The organism is Burkholderiales bacterium (assembly GCA_013695435.1).
Classification (GTDB): Bacteria; Pseudomonadota; Gammaproteobacteria; order Burkholderiales; family JACMKV01; genus JACMKV01.
The window spans coordinates 1-2,034 of record JACDAM010000294.1 but is presented as its reverse complement, the minus strand read 5'-3'; the positions used below and the strand labels follow the sequence as shown (position 1 = coordinate 2,034).

Below are 2,034 nucleotides of genomic sequence, written 5' to 3'. Positions count from 1 at the left end.
AATCAGGGCCTGCACAAGTTTGGCCAGCTCGCCGATTTTGCGGGCGGTGCGCGCTTCGAGTAATTGCGCCTCGTAATCGTTCATCGTCGCGTATTCGGCGAGCTGGAGAAATCCCAGCAACTCGTCTCCGTTGAACATCGGCAGGCCCTGACCCGGGTCGAATACAAAGGGGATGCCGGCATCCGCAAACTCGCGCGCGTGCTGCAGCATGCCATCGCGGCCGTCGGGCGCAACAATGCCCAGCCCGATATCTTTCGCTTCGGCGACGTGGTTGTGATGCGAGTCGTTCATGGCGCCCGGATGAAATGCTGTGATCTGATTATCGTCAAGGTCCGTTGTAATGAAGCATTGCGCGGTAAAGGTTCCCGGCATGGTTCGCAAGTGCGTTTGCGGCAATTCCAGGCGCTGCAAGCGTTCGGCGTACGGCGCGCTGTCTTCGCCGACAGTAGCCATGATCAGCGGCTCGCCGCCGAGCATTTTCAGGTTGAAGGCAATATTGCCGGCGCAGCCGCCGAACTCGCGCCGCATCTCGGGAACCAGAAACGAAATGTTCAGGATATGAATCTGGTCGGGCAGGATGTGGTTCTTGAAACGGTCGCGGAATACCATGATGGTGTCATAGGCGATGGAACCGCAGATCAGCGTGCGCATGGGCTTTCGTTCCGGAGTTTGAATGAAAAGAGGAGGTGCGATGCGACTGTCAGCGTTCGATCATGCGCACAAACTCGCCGGCTTCGCGTACCGAGGTGCTTGCGGTTGCAAGCGCAAGCATGGCGCTGCCCGCGTCAATGGAATCACTTGGCAGGCCGCTTGGTTGCGCAAAATCGGGCAGGTTTTCCCGGGATCGCGCGCGAACCTGCCAATTCCTGCTCAGCGCTGAATCGGCAGCCAGGTTAGCGTGCCCGCTTTCATATCAGGCACCAGCACGAATTTACGGCTGGCATCGAGCGTGATGTCGGCGGCTGCCTGGAAGTCCTGCTCGTATTCGATCGGCTTGGCATCTTTCTTTTTCAGGTTCAGCCTGAAGACTTTGCCGTTTTTCCAATCGCTGATATGCAAGTTGCCGGCGCGATCGAGCGCGAGTCCGTCACCGCCGCCGAAACCTCCGGCGAGCTTCTTGCTCGGATGCGGCGACTGCAAATCGATACGATAAAGCTCACCGCTCGCAAAATCGACCGCGAGCAACGACCCTCGATCGACCAGGAGCCCGTTGGGGCTTTTTACCCGGCCATCCTCGGCGTGAGAGGTAACGACGCTGACAACGCCATCGGGGCTGATGCTGAAAATTGCGCCGCCGCCCCCGACTTTGGTATCACCGCTGTCGGAAACATAAACATTGCCTTTGGCATCGATCGCAACGTCATTCAGGAATTGAGGCGCCGCGGGAAACGCGCTCGCAGGCGCGAATATCGTGACCTTGCCTTTCTTGTCGATTTTCCATACGCGCATCTTGTCCGCGACGTAAATGAAATCACCGTGCCGGGCGAACCCCTTCGGATCATCGAGCCCAGTGGCAAAAGTGCTTATCTGGCCATCCTTCCCGATGATGGCAATGCTGCCATCGCCATCGACGCCGAATCCGCCGATCTGTGATACGAAAATACGGCCATCGTCCGCCGCCATTACCGATTCCGGCGATGACAGGCCCTTGACCACGCGCAAGTCCTTCGCGGCGAGGTTCCCACTCAAAATCGTTAGCGCAGCAGCGATCAATACGAGCTTTTTGTTCAACACTTTTTTCTCCCGCGGAGCAACTCTTGGTGCATCAGGTTTCCTGACGCAGCGTTTCCAAATCGCTTGCTGCGCGCACTATTTCTTCAGCGCAGCGAGCGCCGCTTCGTAATTTGGCTCGTCCTTAATTTCCGGGACCATCTCGGTATAGACGACCTTGTCGTTGGCATCAAGCACGACAACCGCGCGCGCCGCGGCGCCGGCCAGCGGTGAATCGCTGATCGCAACACCGTAGTTCTTGAGGAATTCCTTGCCGCGCATGGTCGACAGCGTCACCACATCGCTCAAACCTTCTGCGCCGCA

General features: G+C 58.0%; 3 protein-coding genes. All 3 read right to left on the bottom strand.

The annotated features are described in order from the left end of the window. Positions 1 to 651: carbohydrate kinase family protein (locus tag H0V78_14370; protein ID MBA2352919.1), on the bottom strand; the 651-nt coding region annotated here is incomplete at its 3' end. A gap of 219 nt (positions 652 to 870) precedes the next feature. Beyond that, positions 871 to 1,623, bottom strand: a complete 753-nt coding sequence (locus tag H0V78_14365; GenBank protein ID MBA2352918.1) for an SMP-30/gluconolactonase/LRE family protein — start codon at positions 1,621 to 1,623, stop codon at positions 871 to 873. Positions 1,624 to 1,809: 186 nt separating this feature from the next. Next, positions 1,810 to 2,034, bottom strand: a 225-nt coding sequence (locus tag H0V78_14360; GenBank protein ID MBA2352917.1) for a redoxin family protein, incomplete at its 5' end; no start/stop codon positions are given.

Bases quoted from the DNA above. Each gene is read 5' to 3' on its own strand.
- H0V78_14365 (MBA2352918.1), bottom strand. From the start codon at position 1,623: ATGGCGGCGGACGATGGCCGTATTTTCGTATCACAGATCGGCGGATTC.